Here is a 25069-nt window from a genome sequence, read left to right as displayed (position 1 = left end):
GATTTTCGGCTGCCGCAACTGGCCGCATCGCGGGCTCAAAAAATCATTTCCGGAGACGCTGGCGGCGGCATTTGCCACGCGATTGTGCGATAGCACGCGTAACGTGCAAAAAAGCGGGCGAAAACGTGTCGTGCCGGTTGCGCATTGACAAGGTTTTCGTGTACTTTATGAGATTGCAAATGCGAGCGTTAGAATGCGGGGTTTTTTAACCAGCGCGGTAGCGAAAAAACCTCGCAAAACAGGGATACAGATTTACACGGATATGCACAAAACCACACCGTTTTCGTCTGCCGCCGTGCCCGAATTTTTTCAGGCATGGCGGTTTTTTATTTGACGCATGGGTGTTGTGGCGAGCGCGATGCGAGGAGCGAAAAAACGCACGGCATCGAAAACGAATGACCGAATTCAGACTTTGCCACCAGCTGCGAGATAAAGCAGGGTGGCACCGACGATGGCTGAAGTGCTGCAAACGTGAGGAGTTGCAGCAGTTCAGCTGGTGCCGAATTCATTAGCGCAAACGACCGTTTGTGCCGATGAATAATTCGCCTGGCCTATCCCTGTGGTGGGTCGGACGGGTTTAAATCTTGTAGCTTAAATTTCTCATCTCAGATGAAGGAGAGACAAATGGCAACAGCCGCTAAGAAATCAGAAGTAAAGAAACCAGCCGCCAAGGCTGCTCCTGCCGCGAAGAAGCCGGCAGCCGCAGCAAAGACGGTTGCCGCTAAACCAGCTGCCAAAGCCGCAGCGAAACCAGCCGCAAAACCAGCCGCCAAAGCCGCAGTCAAGCCTGCAGCAAAAGTGGCTGCCAAGCCAGTAGCGAAAGCCGCAGCGAAACCAGCGGCCAAGGCAGCAGCAAAACCGGCAGCCAAGCCGGCAGTGAAAAAAGCTGCAGCGAAACCTGCAGCCAAGGCAGCAGCCAAGCCTGTCGCGAAAAAAGCCGCAGCCAAACCGGCAGCCAAGCCAGCAGCAAAAGCCGCAGCAAAACCAGCCGCCAAAGCAGCAGCGAAGCCAGCAGCAAAAGCTGTAGCCAAGCCAGCAGTGAAAAAAGCCGCAGCGAAACCTGCAGCCAAGGCAGCAGCGAAACCGGCCGCCAAGGCAGCAGTCAAGCCAGCAGCAAAAAAAGCCGCAGCAAAACCAGCAGCCAAGCCGGCCGCCAAAGCAGCAGCCAAGCCAGCAGCTAAGCCAGCAGCAAAAGCTGCAGCCAAGCCAGCAGTGAAAAAAGCCGCAGCGAAACCGGCCGCCAAAGCAGCTGCCAAGCCAGCAGCGAAAAAAGTCGTCGCCAAGCCAGCAGCAAAAGCTGCAGCGAAGCCAGCCGCCAAGCCAGCAGCCAAGCCAGCAACTAAGGCTGCCGCCAAGGTAGCAGCGAAGCCAGCAGCAAAAGCGGCAGCCAAGCCAGCGGCCAAGGCAGCAGCGAAGCCGGCAGCAAAAGCGGCAGCCAAGCCAGCGGTCAAGGTAGCAGCGAAGCCGGCAGCAAAAGCGGCAGCCAAGCCAGCGGCCAAGGTAGCAGCGAAGCCAGCAGCGAAAGCAGCAGCGAAACCTGCCGCCAAGGTCGCAGCAAAACCTGCAGCCAAGCCAGCGGCCAAAGTAGCAGCGAAGCCGGCTGCAAAAGTTGCAGCCAAGCCAGCTACCAAGGTAGCAGCGAAGCCGGCAGCGAAAGCAGCAGCGAAACCTGCCGCCAAGCCAGCCGCAGCGCCAGTTGTGGCAGCCGCACCAGCAGCAGCGCCGGCAGCAGCTCCAGCGGCACCAGCCGTCGTGGCAGCCAAGCCAGCCGCCAAGAAGGCCGCGCCTAAAAAGGCCGCACCGAAGAAGGCAGCTCCTGTCGCCAAGCCGTCGGCGCCTATCGCACCTGTAGCAAAAACCGTGTTGGCACCGGCTGCAGCCTGGCCATTCCCAACCAGCACCCGCCCATCGTAATTCCTGCGATACGGGTGCCTGGATGAGGCAACACGCCGCTGTGTGACTCAATCACACAGCGGTTTTTTTTTGGAGAATTAGTCGTGCTGATCGTTATCCTTACATTGATCGTTGATACCATCGCTACCTTGCTGGGCGGCGTGTTGCTGCTGCGCTTCTGGATGCAGGCGGTGCGCGTGCGGCCGCCCTCGTCGGTGGCGCAATTCACGTTTCAATTGTCCGACTGGCTGGTGCGCCCCCTGCGACGCGTGGTGCCGGGCGTGGGCGGGTATGACTGGGCCAGCCTGATCGGCGCCTTCCTGATCGTTCTGCTGGCCAGCTCGGTGCTGTTTATTGCCGGCCATCCCGTCGAAGTGGTGCTGCTCAAGTCGCTGCAACGCTTCCTGCAATGGATACTCTACGGTTTCATGGCCTTGCTGATCATCGAAGCCATCTTCAGCTGGGTCAACCCGCATGCGCCGCTGGCGCCGTTTGTACGGGCCCTGAACGAGCCGCTGCTGCGTCCGATACGCAAGGTGGTGCCGCTGGTCGGCAGCCTGGACCTGTCTTTGCTGGTGGCTTTGATCTTGCTGCAGATTGCGCAAGTGCTGGTGGGGATGATTATTGTACTGAGGTAAAGCGAGAAGGTCGGCTTGGCGCTTGGGTGCAAGCCGACCGGGTTACATATTAATAGCGGTAACCAAACGCCGCTTCAAACTGGTCGGCGATGCTCTCTGGCGTAAACACATGGTTTTGCGCGCCCTGGGTGGCGATCTTGATGGCGCCCAGCAGGCTGGCCAGGCGGCCGCTGGTTTCCCAGCCCAGGTCGTTGGTGATGCCGAACAGCAAGCCGGCACGGTAGGCGTCGCCGCAACCGGTCGGGTCCAGCACTTCTTTGGCGGTCACGACAGGAATGTCGATGCGCTTGCCGTCCGTATAGATTTCCGATCCTTTTTCGCCGCGCGTGACGATCAGCGCTTCCAGGCGGCTGGCGATGTCCGGCAGGGTCAATCCCGTGCGTTCCATCAACATTTCCATTTCATAATCGTTGGCCGACACATACGTGGCTTTGTTGATGAAGTCGATCAACTGTTCGCCGTTGAAACGTGGCAACTGTTGGCCTGGGTCGAACATGAAGGGGATGCCCAGCTCGGCCAGGTCGGCGGCGTGCTTGAGCATGCCCTGGTCGCCATCGGGCGAAATGATGGCGACCTTGGCCGGGCCCGCATTGGCGATCGGGTTTTCATGCGCAAACGCCATGGCGCCCGGGTGGAAGGCATTGATCTGGTTATTGTCCGCGTCGGCCGTGACGAAGCACTGCGCGTTGTAGCTGTCGGCCTTGATCAGGATGTTGGCGGTGGAAATGCCCAGCTTTTGCAGGCGCTCCAGGTAGGCGGCGCTATCTTGCCCCATGACGCCGACGATGCGCGGTTCGCCGCCCAGCATTTTCAGGCTGTAGGCGATGTTGCCCGAGCAGCCGCCGAACTCCGTGCGCATGGTGGGCACGAGGAAGGAGACGTTCACCTTGTGCAACTGGTCGGCCAGCAGGGATTCGCCGAAGCGGCCAGGGAATTGCATGATGGTGTCGGTGGCAAGCGAGCCGCAGATCAGCGATGTTTTGGTCATGATAGTGTCTGTTAAGGGTAAAAGATGGCGATATGGTAGCCAGACGCCGTGAGCTGGTCTAATGCAAAATACAGTTTGATGGTTTGTTCCGAGCGCGGCGCAAACCCCGCACTCACGTCGATCGTGGCCGGCAGGTAGTCGCGCGGCGCGATCACGCGGCGCAAGACCGGCTTGTCGTTGGCGTCGTTGAGTATCAGTTCGATGCTGGGCCAGGCTTGCACGCTGCGGCCCTGGTTGCGCAGCAGCGAGACGTACGAGAAGGTTTGGTCCTTCAAGGTCTGCAACTCGCCTTGCTCGATGGCCAGCGCCTCGATCTGTGCCGGCAAGTCGACCTGGCAGCCACTGAGCTTGCACAGCGCGACCAGGGTTGGCTTCCACTGCGGAAATTGCGCCGCCAGCGGATTGCGGAAGGTGGTCATTACTTGCAGGAATAGCAGCAAAAGCAGTACTGTCGAGCCGAGGGCCATGGCGACGCGCAAGGCCTTGCCGCTCTGTTCGCGGCGCCGGCCCAGGGTCACAAAGGCCGGTTCGTCGTCGGCTGGCGGCTGGACGGGGTCTTGCTGCTGCTCTGCCGCCTCCGGCGCAACGGGAGCGGCGGGCAACGGCGTGAAGGAATGGTCGGCCAGCGTGGGTTCCTGGCGCGCGGGCACGGGCTTGTCCAGACTGATCTTTTCGGCCGCAGGCATCACCGGTGCGGCGCCAGCTTCCAGATTCGGTTCGCGGCGGCTGTCGCGCAAATACGTGGCGAAGGCGGGCGCCTCATCGACCTGGCGGCGCTTGAAGGGCGCCATCGGCCGGGGTAACGGTGGTTCGGGCAGTGCTGCCGGTGCTTCTACCGGTGTTGCTTCAGGTTCAGGTATGTCGAGCGGTATGTCGAGTGGTGCGGCGGCCGGCGCCTCGTCGGGCAGGGCCACGTCGAGGTCCAGCTCGATGTGTTCGCCATCGTCTGCGTCGTCCTTGAGCTGCGCCGTTTCCGGCAGGATGCCGAACGGGTCGAACGAGGTGTCGAAGTCGAGGGAATAGATGGGTTCGTCGTCCGTGGCGGACGGCAGGCTGGCGTCAAGCGGGTAATCGGTCGGCAGCGGGGCGGCAATGCCGGGGGCGGAGGTTAAAAACGGCGATGCTGCGGCTGGATCGACCAGCGCGGCATTGCCGTCAAACACTTCCCTGCACGTGCCACAGCGCACGATGCCCCCACGTAACTTCAACTGGTCAGCAGCAACCCGAAATATCGTGTTGCAATGGGGGCATTTGGTGGCGAGGGCCATTGCTGTGCTTATGCACCTTCCGCGCGGGGCGCAGGCGCTTGCGTGGTGCCTAGGCGGCCATGCAGGGCCACCCAGCCGTCTTGCTCGGCCCACACACCCAGCTGGATGAATGGTGCATAGGCAGCGGCCACTTCTTCCGCCTGGCGTGCCAGCACGCCGGACAGGATCAGGGCGCCGCCGTCGGCGACACGGCCCGACAGCATCGGCGCCATCAGCTTCAATGGGCTCGACAGGATGTTGGCGACGACGATGTCAAACTTGGCCGTGGCGTGTGCCGAGGTGGCAAACGTGTCTGGCAAGAAATATTCGATGTCGCACTGGTTGCGTTCGGCATTATCGCGCGCCGATTCGATCGCCTGCGGGTCGATGTCGACGCCGGCCACCGTTTGCGCACCGAGTTTCTTGGCCACCATGGCCAGGATGCCGGAGCCGCAACCGTAGTCGAGCACGGTCTTGCCTGGAGCGGGGTTCGCTTCCAGCCATTCCATGCACAAACGCGTGGTCGGGTGGCTGCCCGTGCCGAAGGCCAGGCCTGGGTCCAGCTCCAGGATCAGGCCGTCAGGATCCGGTGCCTCGTGCCAGCTGGGTACGACCCAGATATTCTTGCCGATGTGAATCGGCGCGAATTGCGACTGGGTCAGGCGCACCCAGTCCTGCTCTTCCACGGGGCGCATGGTAAAGGCGGGAACTTCCGCCATGCCGACCGCTTGGGCGGCGGCGGCCACGATGGCGGCTTGGTCGGCGTCGACGTCCGTCAGCGCCACCACGCGGCTGCGTTCCCATGCCGCTTCCTTCGGTTCCATGCCGGGCTCGCCAAACAGGGGCTGCTCGGCATCCGTGCCTTCATCGGCGTCTTCCACCGACACCGACAGGGCGCCCGCTTCCATCAACGCGTCGGACATGGCCTCGGCGTTGTCACGGGCGATTTCGATGACGATTTCCGTCCAGCTCATGCGCCCGCCTTGATTTCGGATTTCTTGGCGATGCTGGGGCTGCCGCCATTCAGGTTCTTGCCCAGGTCCGGCATGTCGGCCAGTTTCTGTTCCAGATAGTGAATGTTGGTGCCGCCTTCGATGAAGCGCGCGTCGATCATCAGTTCGCGGTGCAGGGCGATATTCGTGTTGATGCCTTCGACCACCATTTCGGACAGGGCGATCTGCATGCGGCGGATCGCTTGCTCGCGCGTGGCGCCGTAAGCGATCACTTTGCCGATCATCGAGTCGTAGTGCGGCGGCACGTAGTAGCCGGCGTAAGCGTGCGAGTCGACGCGGATGCCAGGGCCGCCCGGTGCATGCCACGACACGATCTTGCCTGGCGATGGCGTGAACTTGAATGGATCTTCGGCGTTGATGCGGCACTCGATGGCGTGGCCCGACAGCAAGACGTCGCGCTGGCGGAAACGCAGTTTTTCGCCGGCGGCGATGCGGATCTGCTCTTGCACGATGTCGATGCCGGTGATCATCTCGGTGACGGGATGTTCCACTTGCACGCGGGTATTCATTTCAATGAAATAGAACTCACCGTTTTCGTACAGGAATTCAAACGTGCCGGCGCCGCGATAGCCGATCTTGCGGCAAGCTTCGGCGCAACGGTCGCCAATTTTCTCGATCAGTTTGCGCGGGATGCCCGGCGCTGGTGCTTCTTCGATCACTTTCTGGTGGCGGCGCTGCATGGAGCAGTCGCGCTCGCCAAGCCAGACGGCGTTCTTGTGTTCGTCGGCGAGGATCTGGATTTCCACGTGGCGCGGATTTTCCAGGTACTTCTCCATATACACTTCAGGGTTGCCGAAAGCCGTGCCGGCTTCCGTCTTGGTCATCGCCACGGCGTTGATCAGGGCCGCTTCCGTGTGCACCACGCGCATGCCACGTCCGCCACCGCCACCGGCGGCCTTGATGATGACCGGGTAGCCGATCTTGCGGGCAATTTGCACGATCGCTTTCGGATCGTCCGGCAACGCGCCTTCCGAGCCGGGGACGCACGGTACGCCAGCCTTGATCATGGTTTGCTTGGCCGACACTTTGTCGCCCATCAAACGGATCGATTCGGAGCGGGGGCCGATGAAGACGAAGCCCGATTTCTCGACGCGTTCGGCAAAGTCGGCATTTTCCGACAGGAAGCCATAGCCTGGGTGAATCGCTTGCGCATCCGTCACTTCAGCGGCGCTGATGATGGCGGGCATGTTCAGGTAGCTCAGGGACGACTGTGCCGGGCCAATACAAACGGATTCGTCGGCCAGCTTGACGTATTTTGCGTCCTTGTCGGCTTCGGAGTGGACTACAACCGTTTTAATGCCCATTTCGCGGCAGGCGCGCTGAATACGGAGGGCAATTTCACCACGGTTGGCAATCAGGATTTTTTCAAACATGGTAGGTTCGCGTATGTCTGTGAGAGCCGGCGAGCCGGCGAAACAACAAGTGTGAGGGGCTAAAACTGCAAACGGCCGTTGCCGGCCGTGTGGACTGGGTTTTAGCCGATCACAAACAAGGGTTGACCGAATTCGACCGGTTGGCCGTTTTCGACCAGAATCTGGGTCACGACACCGGCTTTATCGGAGTCGATTTCATTCAGGAGCTTCATCGCTTCGATGATGCACAGGGTATCACCTTCCTTGACAGTCGAGCCCACTTCAACATAGGCGGCGGTGCCAGGAGCGGAGGAGCGGTAGAAGGTACCGACCATCGGCGACTTGACCACATAGCCCGTTGGCTCGGCGGCGACCACGACGGCAGATGCCGCAGCGGGGGCGGCGGCTGGCGCGGCTGGCTGGTATTGGGCTTGCATGCCTTGCGGCTGCATCATGACCATCTGGTTTTGCGGCATGGCCGACGATTTGACGATGCGAACCTTGCTTTCGCCTTCGGTAACTTCCAGCTCTGCGATATCCGATTCGGCGACCAGGTCGATCAAGGTCTTGAGTTTTCGTAGATCCATGTAAAACCCCTAGGAATGTAGTTTGTTTTATGAGTGATGCGGTGATGTCCAGAACCTATCGCCGCGCTAAATGCGTGCAGATCGCGTAGATTAACGTTTTTTAAGCGCAAAGTCGATGGCAAACCGATATCCATCGATACCCAGGCCGCAGATCGTCCCCTGCGCGATCGCGCTGAGAAATGAGTGATGTCGAAACGTTTCGCGTTGATAAATATTCGAGATATGGACTTCCACGAACGGGATGGCGACCCCGGCCAGCGCATCGCGCAAGGCAACGCTGGTATGGGTCAGGCCGCCCGGATTGATGACAATGGCATCGATCCCTTCCGCTCGCGCGGCATGGATGCGGTCGATCAGCGCGCCTTCATGGTTGCTTTGAAAGCAAACCAGGTCGGCACCGGCCGCCATGGCTTGCGCCATTGCTGCCTGCTCGATATCGGCCAAGGTGCTGGCGCCGTAGACCTCAGGCTCGCGCGTTCCCAGCAAATTCAGGTTGGGACCGTTGAGCAGAAGGAGGTTTTTTGCCATGTATGGAAGACCGTTTTAGCGAAAGTTCCGCATTTTGCCGCCAAAGATACGCATTGGCAAGAGAAAAAAGCACGCTCCGAATTTACAATTTATCCAGATCGGCGCGCAACTGATCAAATTTCAAGCGGCCCAGATAGGTCTTTTTGACTTCGCCATCGGCGCCGATCAGCACCGTAAAGGGCAAACCGCCCGTGGCATTGCCAAAATGACGCGACAGGTCGGTACCGCTCATGCCGGACACATACACGGGATAGGCGATCTTGACCTTGCTGGCAAAAGTGGCAATATTGCTGGCCGAATCGATACCGATGCCGATCACCTGCAGGTTTTTCGACCCGTAGTGAGCTTGCACTTCGGATAACTCCGGCATTTCTTCCACGCAAGGAGGGCACCACGGTGCCCAGAAATTGACCAGCACATTCTTGCCTTTCCATTGCGACAACGCCTGCGTGGCACCGGCCGCGTCGGGCAGGGACAGCGCATACAGCTCGTTGACGGGACCCGTCGCGCCTGGCGCGATGGCAGTCGTCTGCGGTCCCGCTTCCTTCGCTTTTTCCTTGCTCAAACCGACGTATGCACCCATGCCGCCAAACATCAGCGCCACGATGGCGCAGGCGATCCAATTCTTTTTTGTCATAACTTTATCTATATCAATGTTAGTCGGCAGCCGGCACGCCATCGGCGAGGCTGGCGGCCAGCAGGCTGCGCAGCCCGGCGATATCGGTGCGCAGCACCTTGCCGTCCGCCTTGGCTTTCAGCGCGCCGCGCATATCGTCGAGCTCATACATGGCCGCGTGCACGCCTTCGTTTTTCCACAAGAAACTGGCTGTCTCGACCGCATCATAACGCGCTCCCTTGAAATGCGGGCTTTCCGACATGTCGAGCACGACATTTTTATTCAGCAGGAAGATGTGAATTTCCTTGGCGCTCTCGGCAAACAGCTGCAAATAGATCTCGTCATGGGGGCCGGCCGTGCCGTTCAGCACGGGGCCGCTGAGCAGGGGATGAAATTGTTGCAAGGCTTCCATCACCTGCAGCGCAATCGTGCGCAGCTGGAACAATCGCGCCGGCTGGCTGTCGGCCAGGAACAGGGCATTGTATTGCCGCACCTGTTCTTCGATCATCTCGTTGTCAGGCAGTATATTGGGCCGATTCGTGGGCCGGTTCGGTGCGTCGCCGAGGACTTGCCGCGCCGCCTTGCGCTTGGCGCTGCCATAGTCGGCGCCATCCTGCGCCACGAGGCGCGCGGCAGCGGCAGCGATTTCCAGGCGCAACTGCGCGCTATCGTCAAATGCATCGTTTGTCATGAGCGAGATGATACTCCGAAGCGGAAAAAGTCATGGCGTCAGGTAAAATCCTGCACTTGCTGTTTTTTATCTCACCGTCTTACTTACTTAAGCGTGCACCTTTCGCACTGATCACATGCATATTCATATTCTCGGCATTTGCGGTACCTTCATGGGCGGCCTGGCTGTCCTGGCCAAGGAAGCCGGCCATAAAGTCACCGGTTGCGATGCCAACGTATATCCGCCGATGAGCACCCAGCTGGAATCGCAGGGAATCGAACTGATCCAGGGCTTTGATCCGGAACAAACCAAACTGAACCCGGATTTGTATGTGATTGGCAATGTGGTCTCGCGCGGCAACCCGCTGGTGGAAGAAATCCTCAACCGCAGCCTGCCGTATGTATCCGGCCCGCAGTGGATCGGCGAACATATCTTGCGCAACAAGTGGGTACTGGCCGTGGCTGGCACGCATGGCAAGACGACAACATCGGCCATGCTGGCCTGGATACTCGAAGACGCGGGCTACGCGCCGGGCTTCCTGATCGGTGGCGTGCCGATGAACTTTGGCATTTCCGCCCGCCTCAGCGGCAAGATTGACGGCAAGAGCGCCGAGTCGGACTTCTTCGTCATCGAAGCCGATGAGTACGACACGGCCTTCTTCGACAAGCGCAGCAAGTTCGTGCATTACCACGCGAAGACGGCCATCATGAATAACCTGGAATATGATCACGCCGACATCTTCCCCGATCTGCACGCGATCGAGACGCAATTCCATCACCTGGTGCGCACGGTGCCCGGCATTGGCCGCCTCGTGTTCAACGGCGACGAAGCGTCGTTGCAGCGCGTGCTGGCGCGCGGTTGCTGGAGCGAAAAAGAAAGTTTTGGTCAAGATGCTAATTGGCAACTGCAAGAGCAGGCCGATGGCAGCTTCGACGTGTTCTTCAATGGAAAGCAGGAAGGCCAGGTGGCGTGGGCCCTGACGGGCAAGCACAACCGCAGCAATGCGCTGGCAGCCATCGCCGCCGCGCGTCACGTGGGGGTGCCGATTGGCCAGGCGTGCGCTTCGCTGGCCACGTTCGAGAGCGTCAAGCGCCGCATGGAAGTGCGTGGCGTGGTCAACGGCATGACCGTGTACGACGATTTCGCGCATCACCCGACGGCCATTGCCACCACCGTGGGCGGCCTGCGCCAGAAGATAGGCAACACCGGCCGCATCCTGGCCGTGCTGGAACCGCGGTCGAACACCATGAAGCTGGGCGCCATGAAAGATGCGCTGCCGGGCAGCCTCAAGGATGCGGACCTGGTCTTCGGTTTCGGCAGCCATGCCGCGCTGGGCTGGAGCCTGGGCGACGCGCTGGCGCCGCTGGGCAAGATTGCCAGCGCTTATGAAGACATCGATACCCTGGTGGCGGCCGTGGCGGCAAGCGCCCGTCCCGGCGACCAGATCGTGGTCATGAGCAACGGCGGCTTTGGCGGCGTGCACCAGAAGTTGCTGGAGGCGCTGGGCCGATGATTCTGTACCTGCATGGATTTCGCTCGTCGCCCCTGTCGATGAAGTCGCGCTTGCTGGTCGCGCAGATGCAGGCGCTGGGCCGCGAAGCACAGTGGCTGTGCCCGCAATTGCCGGCCTCGCCCAAGCTGGCCATTGAGTTAGCCTTGTCATTGGTCAAGGATGTGGCGCCGACCGAGCTGACGATTATCGGCTCCTCGCTGGGCGGCTATTACGCCACCTGGCTGGCCGAGCAGCTCGGTTGCCGCGCCGTATTGCTCAACCCCGCCATCGTGCCCTTGATCGACCTGGAACAGCATGTGGGCGTGACGACCGAGTTCCATTCGGACAAGCCATTCGAGTTCAAGCGTGAATACATCGATGAGCTGCGCGCGTTTTCCGTAGAGAAAATTACTGAGCCGCAACGCTATTTCCTGATTGCCGCCACGGGCGATGAAGTGCTCGACTACCGCGACATGGTGGCGCATTATCAGGGGGCGCGGCAGTTGGTCATCGATGGCAGCGACCATGGCATCAGCGAATTTGCCGACTACCTGGCGCCCGTGCTGGCCTTTTGCGGCATCGATGCGGACGCGGCCAAGTGAGGCCGGGTTCGCTGCGGCAGGCGCAATGGCATGCGCACGTGAATGCCGTCAATGCGCCGCCGGCCTTGCGTCACTGGCTCACGGGTGGCGGCTCGCTGACGGCCAAGCTGAAAGCGCACAGCAGCGCGTTTCGCGTGCAATGTTTGCATCAGGAAACATCGCGCTGTTTGACCGATGAGTCTGCCATCATCGGTTTGCACCGCGCAGGCCGGGTGTGGGAACGCGAAGTGCTGTTGCGCTGCGATAACAAACCGGCCGTGTTTGGCCATACCGTCGTGCCCATGCAGGCGACGGCCACGGACTGGCCCTTGTTTTCCGCGCTGGGCGAGCGTTCGCTGGGCACGACCTTGTTTGGCGACCGCATGGTACGGCGCGGGGAACTGGAATTTGCCCGCTTGCGTGCCGGGCACCCGCTGGTGCAGCGGGCGCAGGCGGCGCTGGCAGGGGATGGGAGGCGCGCCGACGAGCAGGCGCTGTTTTTTGCCCGCCGCTGCCTGTATCAGCGTCACCAGGGATTGCTGCTGGTAACCGAAGTATTTTTGCCGGCGGTGCTGGAGTTGACGTCCGTCACTCGCACTGTTGCAACCGACACATTAATAAACAAAGCATAACAATGAATCTATTTTTTGAAGAATCCGGCGATTTCAAGGTCGGCACGGTCCTGTCGCAAGCGGGTGAAGCGTACCAGGTCGAAATGGCCAGCGGCAAGCGCACCAAAGTCAAGGTCAAGGACGTGCTGCTGCAGTACGAAAAGCCGGCCCCGGCCGAGCTGCTGGAGCAAGCCAAGGCGGTTGCTGCCGAGATCGATCTCGATTTCCTGTGGGAAGTGGCGGGCGAAGACGAGTTCGGCTTTGCCGAGCTGGGCGCCGAATATTTCGGCCACGCCCCGTTGCCGCCGGAAGCGGCCGGCCTGATCCTGGCTCTGCATTCGGCACCCGTGTATTTCTACAAGAAGGGCCGTGGCCGCTACAAGGCGGCGCCGGAAGCGTCGCTGAAGGCGGCATTGGCCGGCATTGAAAAGAAAAAGCAGCAGGCGCTGGTGCAAGCCGCCTATGTGGAAGAGCTGAAACAGAACCGCTTGCCCGCCTCGATGCAGCCCATGGTGCTGCAACTGCTGTTCAAGCCCGACAAGAACACGATCGAATACAAGGCGCTGGAAGCGGCGTGCACGGAATTGCACACGACGCCGCCGCGTTTGATGCTGGCTGTCGGCGGTATTGCTTCACCGAAAGACTTGCACTTGTCGAAATTCCTCTTCGAGAATTTCCCGAAAGGCGCCGGTTTTCCGAACGTGCCCGTGCCCGCCGTGACGGCCAAGCTGCCGCTGGCCGACGTGGCCGCCTTCTCGATCGACGACGTGACCACCACCGAGATCGACGATGCCTTCTCCGTGCAGCCTTTGCCGGACGGCACCGTGACAGTGGGTATTCACATCGCCGCGCCGGGCCTGGGCATCCGTCCGGAAGACGTGATCGACAAGATGGCGCGCCAGCGCATGTCGACCGTCTACATGCCGGGCGACAAGATCACCATGCTGCCGGACGAAATCGTGAATGCTTTCACGCTCGCGGAAGGCACGACGTGCCCGGCCCTGTCGCTGTACGCGACCCTCGACCCGAAAGCGGACTGGGCGGTGGTCAGCACGCAGACGCGCGCCGAGCTGGTGCCGATCGCCAGCAATTTGCGCCATAACCAGCTCGACGACCTGGTCAACGAGGAAACCCTGGCCAGCGGTGAAGGCGAGTATCCTCACAAGGCCGATTTTGCCGTGCTGTGGCAATGGGCGCAGCAGCTGGAACAGGGCCGCATGAAGAAACGCGAAGCGTTTGGCCTGAAGCCGGAACAGAATAACCGTGTCGATTTCAATTTCTATGTGGAAAATGACATCGTCACCGTGGCGCGCCGCAAGCGTGGCGCTCCGCTCGACAAGATCGTCGCCGAACTGATGATTTTTGCAAACAGCACGTGGGGCAAGATGCTGCACGACCATGGCGTGCCGGGCATTTACCGCAGCCAGGGCGGCGGCAGTGGCAATAGCTGGGCGGCAAAGATGCAGGTGCGCATGGTTACCCATGCGGCGCCGCACCAGGGCCTGGGCGTGGATCAATACGCGTGGAGCACCTCGCCCTTGCGCCGCTATACCGATCTGGTCAATCAGTGGCAAATCATCGCCTGCGCCGAGCATGGCGTGACGGCGCCGCTGGTGGCCCCGTTCAAGCCGCGCGACGCGAATTTGTTCGCCATCGTCTCGGCCTTCGATGCTGCATATGCCGCGTATGGCGATTTCCAGTCGAACATGGAACGCTACTGGTGCTTGCGCTGGCTGCACCAGGAAAACGCGCGCCAGGTCGATGCCGTCGTGCTGAAAGACGAGATTTTGCGCCTGGTCGACATTCCGCTGGTCATCAAGCTGCCGGGCATGCCATCGGTGGCGCGCGGCGCCCAGGTGAAACTGGACTTGCTGCGCTGGGATGAAGTTGACCTGAGCATTGAAGCGCGCCTGCTGGAAATCGCCGCCGTGCCGGACGCTGCGGCCGATGCCGAGCTGGACTATGAGGAAGAGTCGGGCGACGAAGGCGCGGAAGAGGGTGACATGGCGCCGGAAGCGGCAAACCAGGTCGGCGACGCCGAGGCGGAAGTGGCGGAGCTGGCCAGCGAAGACGTGGTCAGCGAACCCGAGGTCAAGTAAGGCCGTCGTCACGCCATCAAGGAGGTGCTGAAAACTGTTGCCGGCACCGCCCTTTGACGTAGAATTCAGCCATCTTGTATGGTGTGCTTGTTGCGAACTGGGTTGCGCGTGAAGTCTTTCCGAGAGAATCGTTTTCTGATGATAGCCGTGGCGGTATCGCTGCTGGCGCACGGCGCCTTGCTGGCGATGCATTTTGTCGCCCCGGCCCCGCAGCGGGCCGTCGCCACGGATCCCGGCCTGGAAGTGATACTGGTCAATGCCAAGCATGCCAACAAGCCGCTGAAGGCCGAGGCCCTGGCGCAAGCTAACCTCGACGGTGGTGGACAGGCCGACAAGGGCCGCGCCAAGTCGCCCTTGCCCGACATGCGCAAGGTGGAAGAGGGCGACAGCGTCAAGGCCAGCGCCCGGCGCATTGCCGAACTGGAACAAAGACAGCAGGAATTGCTGACGCAGGCGGCCAAGCCGACGCCTTACAGCGCCGCGCCCGTCACTGAAAAAGACAAGCCCAATCCCCTGGCCAGCGGCTCAGACTTGATGGAAAGCAGCAAGGCCATCGCGCGTATGGCGGCCGAGATCAGCCAGACCGTGGAAGACCAAAATAAACGTCCGCGCAAGACTTTCATTACGCCCAGCACGCAGGAAGTCGGCTACGCCATGTATTACAAGACCCTGCAAAAGCGCATCGAGGAAATCGGCACCCTGAATTTCCCGCAAAAGAATGGCCGCAAGATGTATGGCGAGCTGGTCGTCTACATCCCCATCTTCCAGGACGGCACGATTTACCAGAAAGAGGGCGGCGCCCGCGTGGAGAAAAGCTCGGGCAATCCGGCACTGGATGCGGCGGCCCTGGCCATCGTGCGCCGCGCGGCGCCGTTTGGCCGTTTCCCACCGAACATGTTGTCGAGTGACAAGGATGACCTGTGGGTCGTCATCACCCGCTTCAAATTTACGCGCGAAGAAAAAATGGAAGCTAACCTGACTGGCGGCAGCAATTGAACAAGCAAGAAATGAATCCTGATCAATATTGTGTCTTCGGCAATCCCATCGCCCACAGCAAGTCCCCCCTGATCCACGCCGCCTTTGCCCTGCAGACAGGCCAGGCCATGGTCTATGATCGCCGGCTGGCGCCGCTGGACGGCTTTGCCCTGGCGACCCGTACGTTTGCCGCCGAGGGCGGCAAGGGTGCAAACGTGACGGTGCCCTTTAAACTGGACGCGTGCGCGCTGGCCACCGAGTTGACGCCGCGGGCTAGGGCCGCCGGCGCCGTCAATACCCTGCGTTTCGATGGCGACACCATTCTTGGCGACAATACCGATGGCGCGGGCCTGGTGGCGGACATCGTGCGCAACGCGGGCGTGAGCGTCGCCGGCAAGCGCGTCCTGCTGTTGGGCGCGGGCGGCGCGGCGCGCGGCGTCGTGCTGCCCTTGCTGGAACAGGGACCGCAGGAAATCTTCATTGCCAACCGCACTGTGGCCACGGCCGAGGCGCTGGTGGCGCAGTTTGCGGATGCGGCGAGTCACGCTGCTCAGCTGCGCGCCGGCGGCTACACGCAGCCCGAGGGCGTTTTTGATATCGTCATCAATGCCACCTCGGCCAGCCTGGCGGGCGATTTGCCGCCCGTGCCGCCGGGTATCTTCGGCGATCACACGCTGGCGCTGGACATGATGTATGGCGCCCAGCCCACCGTCTTCATGGACTTTGCCGCGCAGCATGGCGCGCAGGTGCGCGACGGCCTGGGCATGCTGGTGGAGCAGGCGGCCGAAGCGTTTTACGTGTGGCGCGGCGTGCGGCCGCAGACGCAGGATTTGCTGGCGCAATTGCGCGGTGCCCTGTGAGCGGCGGCAAGAAGGGCGCGCGCAAGGGCGCCAGCCGCTACGGCTGGATCAAGTGGCTGTTCATCGTGCCCGTGCTGGCCTTTATCGTCGTGCAACTGTATTTCTTCCTGCAAATCTGGTGGTGGGTCGATCATAACCCGTCCAGCACGGCGTTCATGCGCGAACAATTGTCTGTCTTGCAGGACAAGAATCCCAACGCCACCATCAAGCAGACGTGGGTGCCGTACAACCGCATCTCGAACAATCTGAAACGGGCCATCATCGCCTCGGAAGACGCGAATTTTTCCGAGCACGAAGGCGTGGATTGGGAAGCCTTGCAAAAAGCATATGAAAAAAACAGCAAGAAGCAAAAGGTGGTGGCGGGCGGCTCCACCATCACGCAGCAGCTGGCGAAGAATCTGTTCCTGTCCGGTTCGCGCAGCTATGTGCGCAAGGGCCAGGAACTGATCATCACGTATATGCTGGAAAACCTGATGGAAAAGCAGCGCATTTTCGAGATTTATCTGAACGTGGTGGAGTTTGGCACGGGCATCTTTGGCGCCGAAGCGGCGGGGCGCCACTATTACCGGGTCAGCGCAGCGGGCCTGAGCGCCGGACAGGCGGCGAAACTGGCCGTGATGCTGCCGAATCCCCGCTTTTATGACCGTCACCGTGATACGGGCTACCTGAACCGGCGTACCAGTGTCATCCTGCGCCGCATGGGGGCGGCGGAGCTGCCTTGAGGGCAGCGGGCTTTCTTTGCATAAAATCAAAGCTGCTTGATTGGCACTATTGCGGCGCAGTATCTTAATCGGCCCCGGTTGGTGCAACGCCGCACTTTTTCCGTGAAAAAGCGGTGCCGGGGGTGGTCGTGAAAAGGCCTTTGCGGGTACACTTGCGCTGTTTTCATTTTTGGCGCCAGCGCCAGCACATCACGATAACCCCACATCCGGCTGAGAGCGCGCATGATCAATGTCTTTGTATTACAGAATGGCCGGCTCAACCAGGTGCCGATCGACAGCCGCGCAGACCTCGAAAATGCCGAACCGGTGTGGGTCGACCTGACCGACCCCACCGATGATGAACGGGCCTGGGTCAAGGCCATCTACAACGTCACCCTGCCGGGCGAAGATGAAGTCAAGGATATTGAAGCGTCGGCCCGCTATTACGAAGCGGAAAACGGCGACTTGCACCTGCGCACGGACTTCCTGCGTGAAGAGGACGACGGTCCCTCGCGCGTCATTACGGTAGCCTTTATTCTTGCCCGCAAGATTTTGTTTTCCATGCATACGGACGACCTGCCCGTGTTCCGCCTGGTGCGCATGCGCGCCCGCTCGCGGCCAGGTTCGATTGCCGACTACATGGACGTGCTGCTCGACCTGTACGCCACCGATGCCGAATATTCGGCTGACGTGCTCGAAGGCATCTACCAGAACCTGGAAGAAGTCAGCACGCGCGTATTGCAAAAGGAATTTACCGATGCGCACGCGGCCGAAGCACTGAATGCCATTGCCCACGAGGAAGATTTGAATGGCCGTATCCGTCGCAACATGATGGATACGCGCCGCGCCGTGAGTTTCCTGATGCGCGGCCGCTTATTGAATTCGGAGCAGTTCGAGGAAGCGCGGCAGATTTTGCGCGACATCGAATCGCTGGACGGCCATACGTCTTTCCTGTTTGATAAGATCAACTTCCTGATGGATGCCACCGTCGGTTTCATTAACATCAACCAGAACAAGATCATCAAGATCTTCTCGGTGGCCAGCGTGGCCTTCTTGCCGCCGACCCTGATCGCCAGCGTATACGGCATGAACTTCAAGTTGATGCCGGAACTGGAATGGTCGTTCGGCTATCCATGGGCCTGGGGCTTGATGATTACCAGCGCCATCGCGCCCTTCCTGTATTTCCGCCACCGTGGCTGGCTGAAATAAGCCGCAGCGCAGCATCGCCGGGGCGCTTCCGCGTCCCGGTTTCAAGACGAACGCAGCAATTTCAAAAATCAGCGATAATCACTGGTATTGCGTGGTATTGAATTGGTATTTGTTCGTCGCCGCCTGCCTGGCGCCCGATTCTTTCCCCCGCTGGCTGCCTGTGGCAGAAAAGTATCGTCATTCAGACGTTTTCTGCGTGGTAGCGTCCGCCTGTTCCACCTATGATCGTTGCGATGCCAGCCTTGGCTGGCTGGCCGCCGCATTTCCCGTCACTGTTGCCTTCTGGAGAGTCCATGCCTGATACCGCCACTACCCCACCGCGCTTCACCCACCTGATCAGCGACTGCGATGGCGTGCTGATCGACAGCGAAGCCGTGGCCCTGCAAGCGCTGCTGGAATTGCTGGGGCCGCGCCTGCAGAACCTGCCTGAGGGCATCACCCTGCAAGGTTTGATCGAGCCGCGCCTGGGGCAGCGCCTGGTGCCGCTGATGCAGGATATCTACAAGGAGCTGGGCTTGCCGCAATTGCCGGCCGATGACATCATGGCCATCGGCAACGCGGTCGATGCGGCCTGCGACGCGCAATTGCGCGCCGTGCCCGGCGTGGCGCAAGCGCTGGCCGCCATTCCCCTGCCCAAGGCCGTGGCCTCGAACAGCGTCAGCGCGCGCGTGCTGTCGGCGCTCGAGCGGACTAGCATGGCGCCGTTGTTCGATCAGCGTGTATTCACGCCGGACCTGGTGGGCCATGCCAAGCCGCATCCGGGCCTGTACCTGGCAGCGGCGGCCGCTTTCGGCGTGTCACCGGGCCAGTGCCTGGTGCTGGAAGACAGCGTCACGGGCGTGACGGCTGCCGTGGCGGCAGGCATGACGGTCTTGGGCTTTATCGGCGGCGGGCATATTGCCGCCGGCCAGGAAGCGCGCCTGAAGGCGGCTGGCGCGCATGTCGTGTTCAGCGACATGGCCAGCCTGCCGGCGCTGGTGGCGGTCCTGCTGCAGCCGGCCACCGAGCCGCAAGTTGCTTAATTGCAAGTGATTTAGCGGCAGGTATAGCCGCCATCGATCGGCAGGCTGACGCCGCTGATCATGGCGGCGGCGTCGCTGAGCAGGAACAAAATGGGGCTCGCTACCTCTTCCGGGGTGGCGAAACGGCGCAGCGGAATGGCCGCCAGCATGGGAGCGCTTTTTACCGGGTCGCTCCAGTCCCTTTCCGCCATCGGCGTCAGGGTCACGGTCGGGTTGACGCTGTTGACGCGGATGCCGTGCGGCCCCAGTTCCAGACACAGGCTGCGGGTGATCGCATCCATGGCCGCCTTCGAAGCGCAATACGCCAGATGATGTTCGAGCGCCACCAGCGCCGCCTGGCTCGAAACGTTCACGATGCTGCCCTTGTGTCCTTCGCGCAGCATGCCTTGCGCCACATGGCGCGCCATCATGGCCGCGCTGCGCGCATTGACCACCATCACGCGGTCAAAGCTGGCCGCGTCGACTTCCAAACTGGGCCCCAGCTGCGAGATGCCGGAGCAATTGACGAGGCCATCGATGTTGCGCAGCGGCGCCAGCGCAGCAGCCATGGCGTCGCTGTCGCTGATGTCGAGCTGCAGCGGCTCGCAACCGGTTTCGTCGGCCAGTGCGGCCAGCCGTTCGGCGTTTTGTCCGATGGCAATGACGCGCGCGCCGGCCGCGCTGAGCATGCGCGCCGTGACGAGGCCGATGCCGCTGGAAGCGCCCGTGACGATGAATTTCTTGTGGCGGAAATCGAATAGCATGGTATTCCTCAGGTCTGGTTGTCGTTATTGATGCGGTGCATCAGGGGCCGCAAGGCGGGATAGGCATCGCGGTACAGGGCAAAGGTGCGGCGGTACACCTCGCTGGCCTCCGCTTGTGGCTTGCTGCGCGGCACCAAGGTGACCCAGCCCCGCTGGGCCGCTTCCTTGGTGACGAGGCCGGTACCCAGCGCCGCCAGCAAGGCTGCGCCCAGCGCCGCCTCGACGTTTTCCGCGATGGTGTAGACGGGATAGCCCGTGATGTCGGCAATGATCTGCATCCATAGGGGCGAGTGCGCGGCGCCGCCGACGACGATCAGCTTGTCGTCGAGCGCCACCGTGCCGGTACCTTTGGCGCCCGCCTCGATATTGTGTTTCAGGGCAAAGCTCACGCCTTCGAGCACGGCGCGGTACAGATGGGCGCGGCTGTGGTACAGGCTCAGGCCCAGGAAGGCGCCGCTGGCCCTGGCATCCCAGATGGGGCTGCGCTCCCCCATCAGATAGGGCAGGAACAGCACGCCTTCCGCGCCGGGCGGTACCGCTTGCGCCTGCTCTTCCATCAACTGGTGCGCATCGGCATGGCCCAGCCGTCTGGCCGCCTCCACGTCGGCCTGGCAAAACTCGTCGCGGAACCAGCTGACGGACGCGCCGGCCGTGATGGCGCCGCCAAACACATACAGGTCGCACTGGCTGTTGAACACGTGCGGCATGCTGATCAGGCCGTGGCGCGCATCGACTTGCTGGTGGATATAGCCCCAGCACATGCTGGTCCCGATCATCGCCACATGCTGGCCCGCGCGGCTGGCGCCGGCGGCGAAGGTGGCCACGGCCGCATCGACGCCGCCGGCGATGACGGGCGTGCCTGCCAGCAAGCCCAGCTGCTGGGCCGCCAGCGGCAGCAGGGCGCCCACCACCTCGGACGAGTCGACCAGGCGCTCCGGCATCATGCGCGCGGGGATGCCGAGTTCCTCCAGCATAGGGGCCGACCAGCTGCGTGCGGCCAGGTCGTACACGCCGCCGATATTGCCGGCCGAACTATGGTCGACGGCCACTTCCCCCGTCAGCAGATAGTTGATGTAGCTGTTCGGCGGCAGGAAGTAGCGCGTGCGGTCCCACACTTCGGGACGGTGGCACTTGAGCCACAGCATCTTGGTATAGCCGTAATAGCTGTCGACGCCGTTGCCGGTCGTCGCGTACAGGCGTTCCAGGTCGACGTGCTGATTGACCCATTCCACCTCGTCGGTGGCGCGCCGATCCATCCAGATCAGGCACGGGTGCAGCGGCTGCATGGCGGCATCGACGGGAATGCCGGAACCGCCATACAGGCTGCTCACGCAGAGGGCCTTGACGCTCGCGGCCGGCACGCCGCTGGCATGCAGCACTTGCCGCACGCACGCCACCACGGCGTCGTACCACACGGCTGGCCATTGCTCGGCCCACAGTGGCCGGGGCGTGTCGACCTGGTAACCGTGCGCATGCTGGGCCACGAGGGCGCCGTCGCTGGTGACGAGCAGGGCCTTGGTGCTTTGCGTGCCGATATCGACACCGATGACGTAATCCATGCCGGTTTCCCCGTTAATGTTGTGGTTGTGCCGGTTTCAGCAAGACCTTGATGGAATCGAGCGAGTTGGCCAGTGCGAACGCCTGTTCCCAGTCTTCCAGCGGAAAGTCGTGCGTGACGATGCCTTTCGAGGTGACCAGGCCCCGTTCCAGCAGGTCGATGGCGACCGGGTAGCAATACGGTCCCAGGTGGGCGCCGCGCACGTCGAGTTCCTTGCGGTCGCCGATGATGGACCAGTCGGCGCTGGTTTCCTTGCCGAACACGCTGAATTCGACGAAGCGGCCCAGCTTGCGGATCAGGTTCAAGCCCTGCGTCACGCCGGCCGGCACGCCCGTCGTCTCGATATACACATCGCAGCCGTAGCCGTCCGTCAAGCCGTGGATGATGGCCAGCGCGTCGTCGGTGGCGGGATTGATGGTGATGTGGGCGCCATATTCGCGCGCCAGCGCCAGGCGTTCCGGCACCATGTCGATCACTACCAGTTTTTTTGGCGTCTTCAGGGCGGCGATCTGCGCCATCATCAGGCCCAGCGGCCCGGCCCCGGCGATCACCACCACGTCGTCGAGCTGCACTTCGGCGCGGTTGACCGTATGGATGGCGCACGCCATCGGCTCGATGATGGCGGCGTCTTCCAGCGAAATGCTCTCGGGAATTTTATGCACGAGGGCCGTGGGCGGAATGCGCATGTATTCGGCCATGCCGCCATCGGCCACTTCGCGCTGGAAGCCGAAGATGTTGTGCACTTCGCACATCCAATATTTGCCCGATTTGCAAAAACGGCACTTGCCGCAAGGCACGATCTGCTCGGCAATGATGCGGTCGCCCACTTTCACGCCGAAGTGTTCCTCGCCGTTTTCTCCCGCCTCGACCACGTAGCCGAAGAATTCGTGGCCGGGGATCACGGGCGGCTTGACCCATGACGGCTGGCCGTCGCCGCCCCAGAACATGGCGGCGCCCGAGTGGCATTTGCAGTCGCTGGCGCAGATGCCGCAGGCGGCGATGCGGATCAGCAACTCGTTCAGGCGTGGCTTGGGGCGGGTGATCTTTTTCAGGCGGTAATCTTTCGGACCGTGGCAAACGACGGCTTGCATCTCGACTTCGGTGTACTTCATGGGAGGCTCCAGGTGATAAAGGTGGTGGTCAGGCGCGCTTGCTGCTGTTGCGGCTGATGTAAATGGCGAGCAGGATGATCACGCCCTTGATGATGTTTTGCAGGTAGGGCGAGACGCCCATCATGTTCAGGCCGTTATTCAGTACGCCGAGCATGACGGCGCCGATCAGCGTGCCGACGATGGAACCGCGTCCGCCCGTGATGGCCGTGCCGCCCATGACGACGGCGGCGATGGCGTCCAGTTCGAAGCCGATGCCGGCGTTCGGCTGGCCGCTCATCAGGCGCGACGTCAGCACCAGGCCCGCGATGGCGGCCGTGCCGCCGCTGATGGCATATACCAGCAGCTTGTAGCGCGCCACGCGCACGCCGCTCAGGCGCGTCGCTTCCTCGTTGCCGCCGATGGCGTAGATATAGCGGCCCAGCGGCGTATGGTCGAGCAGCACATAGGCGACGAGGAAGACCAGCAGCATGGTCAGGATCGGCGTCTGCACCCCCAGCACCGTGCCGCGGCCAAAGAATTCGAACCAGTCCGGCAAGTCGTTGATCGGGTAGCCGCCCGTGTACAGCAGGGCCAGCCCGCGCGCGATGCCCATGGTGGCCAGGGTGACGATAATTGGCGGCATCCTGGCGTAGGCGACAAAGAAACCATTGCCCACGCCAAAGGCGATACCCACGGCCAGGCCGGCCGCGATGGCCAGCCCGGGCGGCAGGCCCGCCACCATCAGGCCCGCCGTCAAGGTACCCGTCAGCGCCATGACGGAGCCGACGGACAGGTCGATGCCGCCGCTGAGGATGGCGCACGTCATGCCGACGGCGATGATGGCGTTGATCGACACTTGCCGGGCGATATTGACCAGGTTATCGCTGGAAAAGAAATGGTCGGTGGTGGCCGCCATTGCCGCCGACACCAGCAGCAGGCCCAGCAGCGGCAGGAAGGCGGACGACTGTTTCAGCATGGCCGACAGCCGCCTGGCTGACAGGGGAGGGGCGGCGCGGCGTGGCGCCGCGAGGGGTTCAGTGTTGACCGGCTGTTGCATGGCGCATTACCTCGCTGGAGTGAATGGACGTGCCTTCCAGCATGGCCACGATGGCGCCCTGCTTGAACACGGCGACCCGGTCGCACATGCCGGTGATTTCCGGCAGTTCCGATGAAATCAGAATGATGGAATAGCCATCGCTGGTGAGGGCGCGCATCAGGCGGTAGATCTCCGCCTTGGCGCCCACGTCGATGCCGCGCGTGGGCTCGTCAAAGATGAGGATCTTGCAGTGATGGTTGAGCCATCGGGCGATCACCACTTTCTGCTGGTTGCCGCCGCTCAGGGTGCCCACGCGCGTGCCGGGACCGGGCGCCTTGACGCCCACCTTGGCCATCATGGCCCGCGTGGCGGCCAGCTCGGCCGGGCGGCGTATCAGGCCCGCACCCGTGTATTTCCCCAGGTTATTGATGGACATGTTTTCCCTGATGTCGAAATCGAGGATCAGTCCTTCGGTCTTGCGGCTTTCCGGCAACAGGCCTATGCCGTGCCGCAAGGCATCGGCCGGATCGCGCAGGCTGGCGCGTTTGCCGTGGATGCGGATGTCCTTGTGCCAGGCCGGATGGGCGCCCATCACGGCCAGCGCCAGTTCCGTGCGGCCGGAGCCGACGAGGCCGGCAAAGCCGAGGATTTCGCCCTGCCGCAGCTCGAAGCTGTTGACTGGGCCATCCCTGGACAGGCGCACGTCGCGGGCCTCGAGCACGATGGCGGGCGAGGCGGGAGGCGCCGGCTTGGCGGGGAAGTTGGCTTCCAGCTTGCGCCCCACCATCATCTCCACCAACTGGCCGATATCGGTGGCGGCCACGTCCGTCATGCCCACGTATTGGCCATCGCGCAGGACGGTGATGCGATCGCACACGTCGAAGATCTCTTCCATGTGATGCGAAATGAAGATCATCGCCACGCCTTGCTGGCGCAGTTCGCGCATGATGGCGAACAGGTGCCCTGCTTCGCTGGGCGTCAGGGTGGCCGTCGGTTCGTCGAGAATCAGAATGCGGGCATTGAGCGAGAGGGCCTTGCCGATTTCCACGAATTGCTGCTGGGCAATGCTGAGCTGGCGGACCTCGGCCGACAGGTCAATCTCGATGTTCAGGCGCGCGAAGATGGCTGCCGCTTCCTGCCGCATGGCTTTTTTCGACAGCAGGCCCAGGGCATTCGTCCGCTCGCGTCCCAGGAAGATGTTTTCCACCGCATTCAGGTAGGGAACCAGGGAAAACTCCTGGAAGATGATGGCGATGCCGGCGGCGATGGCATCGTTGTAGCTGTGAAAATAGCAGGGCTGGCCATCGACCACGATGCTGCCCGCATCGGGCCGGTAGATGCCGCTGAGAATTTTCATCAGTGTCGACTTGCCGGCGCCATTTTCACCGAGCAAGGCGTGGATTTCGCCCTGGCGGATGCTCAGGTTAATGTCGTTCAAGGCCTTCACGCCGGGGAAACCCTTGGTGATGTTTTGTAGCTGCAAGATCGTCTGCATGATGGGATCCGGAATAACGGTGAAGCTCCCGCAGCCAGGCCGCGGGAGTGGGCAAGCACGGTGG

General features: G+C 61.7%; 24 protein-coding genes. 10 read left to right on the top strand and 14 right to left on the bottom strand.

Annotated elements, in window-relative coordinates:
- Positions 1-605: 605 nt before the first annotated feature.
- Entirely contained in the window at positions 606-1679 is a 1074-nt protein-coding gene (locus AC3IQ7_RS26160; RefSeq protein ID WP_489207720.1) for a hypothetical protein, read from the bottom strand.
- Between the two features lie 318 nt (positions 1680-1997).
- Between AC3IQ7_RS26160 and AC3IQ7_RS26155 the strand changes: the two genes are divergently transcribed.
- The gene (locus AC3IQ7_RS26155) at positions 1998-2531 is read left to right on the top strand and encodes a YggT family protein (protein ID WP_233515999.1); all 534 of its coding nucleotides are present in this window, start codon (positions 1998-2000) and stop codon (positions 2529-2531) included.
- A 49-nt stretch (positions 2532-2580) separates the two neighbouring features.
- Here AC3IQ7_RS26155 and AC3IQ7_RS26150 read toward each other — a convergent pair whose 3' ends face one another.
- The 8 genes from AC3IQ7_RS26150 to AC3IQ7_RS26115 form a co-directional block, all read right to left on the bottom strand.
- Complete coding sequence (locus tag AC3IQ7_RS26150) at positions 2581-3519, bottom strand: carbohydrate kinase family protein (RefSeq protein ID WP_489207719.1); 939 nt, start codon at positions 3517-3519, stop codon at positions 2581-2583.
- An 11-nt stretch (positions 3520-3530) separates the two neighbouring features.
- Positions 3531-4787: a DUF3426 domain-containing protein gene (locus AC3IQ7_RS26145; RefSeq protein WP_489207718.1), complete on the bottom strand. Its 1257-nt coding sequence runs from the start codon at positions 4785-4787 to the stop codon at positions 3531-3533.
- An 8-nt stretch (positions 4788-4795) separates the two neighbouring features.
- Positions 4796-5740: a 50S ribosomal protein L11 methyltransferase gene (prmA, locus tag AC3IQ7_RS26140; protein WP_099376536.1), complete on the bottom strand. Its 945-nt coding sequence runs from the start codon at positions 5738-5740 to the stop codon at positions 4796-4798.
- Positions 5737-7152, bottom strand: coding sequence for an acetyl-CoA carboxylase biotin carboxylase subunit (accC, locus tag AC3IQ7_RS26135; RefSeq protein WP_034746622.1), 1416 nt, complete (start codon positions 7150-7152; stop codon positions 5737-5739). The genes prmA and accC overlap by 4 nt, the downstream gene beginning before the upstream one ends.
- 101 nt (positions 7153-7253) lie before the next feature.
- A complete protein-coding gene (accB, locus tag AC3IQ7_RS26130) occupies positions 7254-7718 on the bottom strand; it encodes an acetyl-CoA carboxylase biotin carboxyl carrier protein (protein WP_489207717.1) in 465 nt (154 codons plus the stop codon).
- Positions 7719-7808: 90 nt separating this feature from the next.
- The gene (aroQ, locus tag AC3IQ7_RS26125; protein WP_034746628.1) at positions 7809-8246 is read right to left on the bottom strand and encodes a type II 3-dehydroquinate dehydratase; all 438 of its coding nucleotides are present in this window, start codon (positions 8244-8246) and stop codon (positions 7809-7811) included.
- An 82-nt stretch (positions 8247-8328) separates the two neighbouring features.
- A complete protein-coding gene (locus AC3IQ7_RS26120) occupies positions 8329-8883 on the bottom strand; it encodes a TlpA family protein disulfide reductase (RefSeq protein WP_322426134.1) in 555 nt (184 codons plus the stop codon).
- 19 nt (positions 8884-8902) lie between these two features.
- Positions 8903-9553: a hypothetical protein gene (locus tag AC3IQ7_RS26115; RefSeq protein ID WP_489207716.1), complete on the bottom strand. Its 651-nt coding sequence runs from the start codon at positions 9551-9553 to the stop codon at positions 8903-8905.
- 115 nt (positions 9554-9668) lie between these two features.
- Between AC3IQ7_RS26115 and mpl the strand changes: the two genes are divergently transcribed.
- The 9 genes from mpl to AC3IQ7_RS26070 all read left to right on the top strand — a co-directional run bounded on the left by mpl (position 9669) and on the right by AC3IQ7_RS26070 (position 19082).
- Positions 9669-11045 carry a UDP-N-acetylmuramate:L-alanyl-gamma-D-glutamyl-meso-diaminopimelate ligase gene (gene mpl, locus AC3IQ7_RS26110; RefSeq protein ID WP_489207715.1) on the top strand — a complete coding sequence of 459 codons (1377 nt, stop codon included), beginning with the start codon at positions 9669-9671 and terminating at the stop codon, positions 11043-11045.
- Positions 11042-11626, top strand: a complete 585-nt coding sequence (locus tag AC3IQ7_RS26105) for a YqiA/YcfP family alpha/beta fold hydrolase (RefSeq protein ID WP_489207714.1) — start codon at positions 11042-11044, stop codon at positions 11624-11626. Before mpl ends, AC3IQ7_RS26105 begins: the two co-directional genes overlap by 4 nt.
- Positions 11623-12237: a chorismate--pyruvate lyase family protein gene (locus tag AC3IQ7_RS26100; RefSeq protein WP_489207713.1), complete on the top strand. Its 615-nt coding sequence runs from the start codon at positions 11623-11625 to the stop codon at positions 12235-12237. The genes AC3IQ7_RS26105 and AC3IQ7_RS26100 overlap by 4 nt, the downstream gene beginning before the upstream one ends.
- 2 nt (positions 12238-12239) lie before the next feature.
- The gene (locus AC3IQ7_RS26095) at positions 12240-14315 is read left to right on the top strand and encodes a ribonuclease catalytic domain-containing protein (RefSeq protein WP_489207712.1); all 2076 of its coding nucleotides are present in this window, start codon (positions 12240-12242) and stop codon (positions 14313-14315) included.
- Positions 14316-14453: 138 nt separating this feature from the next.
- Positions 14454-15311, top strand: coding sequence for an energy transducer TonB family protein (locus AC3IQ7_RS26090; protein WP_322426138.1), 858 nt, complete (start codon positions 14454-14456; stop codon positions 15309-15311).
- Between the two features lie 11 nt (positions 15312-15322).
- The gene (gene aroE, locus AC3IQ7_RS26085; RefSeq protein WP_489207711.1) at positions 15323-16150 is read left to right on the top strand and encodes a shikimate dehydrogenase; all 828 of its coding nucleotides are present in this window, start codon (positions 15323-15325) and stop codon (positions 16148-16150) included.
- The gene (gene mtgA / locus AC3IQ7_RS26080; protein WP_099376544.1) at positions 16147-16872 is read left to right on the top strand and encodes a monofunctional biosynthetic peptidoglycan transglycosylase; all 726 of its coding nucleotides are present in this window, start codon (positions 16147-16149) and stop codon (positions 16870-16872) included. Before aroE ends, mtgA begins: the two co-directional genes overlap by 4 nt.
- A 222-nt stretch (positions 16873-17094) precedes the next feature.
- The gene (corA, locus tag AC3IQ7_RS26075; RefSeq protein WP_034746658.1) at positions 17095-18060 is read left to right on the top strand and encodes a magnesium/cobalt transporter CorA; all 966 of its coding nucleotides are present in this window, start codon (positions 17095-17097) and stop codon (positions 18058-18060) included.
- Positions 18061-18353: 293 nt separating this feature from the next.
- Positions 18354-19082, top strand: a complete 729-nt coding sequence (locus tag AC3IQ7_RS26070; RefSeq protein ID WP_489207710.1) for an HAD family hydrolase — start codon at positions 18354-18356, stop codon at positions 19080-19082.
- A gap of 11 nt (positions 19083-19093) precedes the next feature.
- On the opposite strand, the gene AC3IQ7_RS26065 is transcribed toward AC3IQ7_RS26070, so the two are convergent.
- Genes AC3IQ7_RS26065 through AC3IQ7_RS26045 form a run of 5 tightly spaced genes read right to left on the bottom strand, consistent with a single transcriptional unit; the run spans position 19094 to position 25005 of the window.
- Positions 19094-19825 carry an SDR family oxidoreductase gene (locus tag AC3IQ7_RS26065; RefSeq protein ID WP_099376546.1) on the bottom strand — a complete coding sequence of 244 codons (732 nt, stop codon included), beginning with the start codon at positions 19823-19825 and terminating at the stop codon, positions 19094-19096.
- Between the two features lie 8 nt (positions 19826-19833).
- On the bottom strand, positions 19834-21384 hold the full coding sequence (locus tag AC3IQ7_RS26060; RefSeq protein WP_489207709.1) for an FGGY-family carbohydrate kinase: 1551 nt from the start codon (positions 21382-21384) through the stop codon (positions 19834-19836).
- A gap of 13 nt (positions 21385-21397) precedes the next feature.
- Positions 21398-22495, bottom strand: a complete 1098-nt coding sequence (locus tag AC3IQ7_RS26055) for an alcohol dehydrogenase catalytic domain-containing protein (protein ID WP_489207708.1) — start codon at positions 22493-22495, stop codon at positions 21398-21400.
- A gap of 28 nt (positions 22496-22523) precedes the next feature.
- Positions 22524-23531 carry an ABC transporter permease gene (locus AC3IQ7_RS26050; protein WP_489207707.1) on the bottom strand — a complete coding sequence of 336 codons (1008 nt, stop codon included), beginning with the start codon at positions 23529-23531 and terminating at the stop codon, positions 22524-22526.
- Positions 23509-25005 (bottom strand): sugar ABC transporter ATP-binding protein, encoded by a 1497-nt coding sequence (locus tag AC3IQ7_RS26045; protein WP_489207706.1) that lies wholly within the window; start codon positions 25003-25005, stop codon positions 23509-23511. The genes AC3IQ7_RS26050 and AC3IQ7_RS26045 overlap by 23 nt, the downstream gene beginning before the upstream one ends.
- Between the last annotated feature and the right edge of the window lie 64 nt (positions 25006-25069).

Source organism: Janthinobacterium sp. GL_088 (assembly GCF_057837845.1).
This window is presented reverse-complemented; position numbering and strand designations above follow the sequence as displayed.